The sequence below is a fragment of the Synechococcus sp. R6-7 genome (assembly GCF_047461695.1).
Lineage (GTDB): Bacteria > Cyanobacteriota > Cyanobacteriia > Thermostichales > Thermostichaceae > Thermostichus.
On the sequence record NZ_JANSHS010000496.1, the window covers coordinates 1 to 842 of the forward strand.

Consider the following 842-nt stretch of genomic DNA (forward strand, 5'->3'; position numbering starts at 1 on the left):
GCTTATTATTGACTAGAGTCATGCTCTTTCCTCTCTGCTCCCTTGAAGATTAAAGAACTGAAGTTCAGTATAAAGCCAACTCAGAGACGGCTCCAAATGCCAAGGCGCTCCTGCTGGGCTTTTTCTTGTAGGCCACCGTAGTAGCTGTCGTACTTGATGTTGTGGCTGTAGGGGATGATGCGGGCCAGGCCATTGCGCACCAACATGGCGTTCATCTGATGGCCTTCTAACCAGACATAGGCCTCCACCAAGCCCGTAGCATCTACGTTGCGCAGCAACTTATCCCCTTCCAGCTTGACGGTGCGGTAGAGGATGCGCTCCCGCATCAGTTCAATGGCTTGCTGGTAATAGGGGTTTTCTTCCGGGCTGAGACCCTCGATCCCGGCCAACCGGATTAGGCGCATCTTCTGTTCCCCTTCGATTTGCACCACTAGGGTGTCGCCGTTGACCACCCGCACCACAACCGCATCTGGGTAGCGATCGAAGCGGTGGTTGTCGAAGTAGAACGGGGTATCGGGAACGACCCGGGGCTCTCCAAACCCGTGGCTGGGAAGGACGGGTATGGCCAGAAGCAATCCCACTGCAGCAGAGCCGAGAGCAATACGCTGGAACATGACCTTAATTCCCCACTTTGGACGCAGCCCCCTCTTCTTTTCCCGCCGGGGAGTTTCCGGTGGCAACGCTCAAAGTGTAATGGTAGCGGCAACTCTCCAGAAAACAATCCCACCGCAGATTTGAATTGGCCAGCAGTAGATCCGCCGTTGGTTGGGTTGCCCAAGGCTCCCAGGCGACTGAGCCATTCCTGCTTGCTTTTCTTCAGCTAGAAATCGCAGGAGCCCCGC

Annotated in this window: 1 protein-coding gene; it reads right to left on the reverse strand. The window is 55.6% G+C overall.

The features are described 5' to 3' along the window. Positions 1 to 80 precede the first annotated feature (80 nt). The gene (locus NW815_RS13350) at positions 81 to 614 is read right to left on the reverse strand and encodes a thermonuclease family protein (RefSeq protein WP_414388863.1); all 534 of its coding nucleotides are present in this window, start codon (positions 612 to 614) and stop codon (positions 81 to 83) included. Positions 615 to 842: the final 228 nt, after the last annotated feature.